This is a genomic window from Mesorhizobium sp. M2E.F.Ca.ET.209.01.1.1 (genome assembly GCF_004010375.2).
Taxonomy (GTDB): domain Bacteria; phylum Pseudomonadota; class Alphaproteobacteria; order Rhizobiales; family Rhizobiaceae; genus Mesorhizobium.
The window spans coordinates 1-286 of record NZ_SADP02001257.1; the positions used below are offsets into that span (position 1 = coordinate 1).

Here is a 286-nt window from a genome sequence, read left to right on the forward strand (position 1 = left end):
CTCGCGATGCCCGGCATGTTGTGGTGCTCGGCCAGCCAGTAGCGCTTGTAGCCCAGGCGCTCGGCATGGCGGGCGAGGTCGAGCGAATTGGCCAGCGACTGCGAAGCGGTGCTGCCTTGGGTGATCGGCGACAGGTCGAGAACCGAAAGGGCGGTCATTGGTCAGGTCTCCACGATGCATTTTTCCTTGAGCCTCGCCTCGAAGGTGGCGCGGTTGGGAATAACGATGGCGAGCTGGTTCTCCAGTACGTCGGCGAGCTCGGCGGTCGTCGCTATCTCGCGCTGCT

At 64.0% G+C, this 286-nt stretch carries 1 protein-coding gene; it reads right to left on the bottom strand.

Translation table 11 applies throughout. The features are described 5' to 3' along the window. Positions 1-158, bottom strand: a 158-nt coding sequence (locus tag EN852_RS39960) for an LLM class flavin-dependent oxidoreductase (RefSeq protein WP_135879986.1), incomplete at its 3' end; no start/stop codon positions are given. Positions 159-286 lie beyond the last annotated feature (128 nt).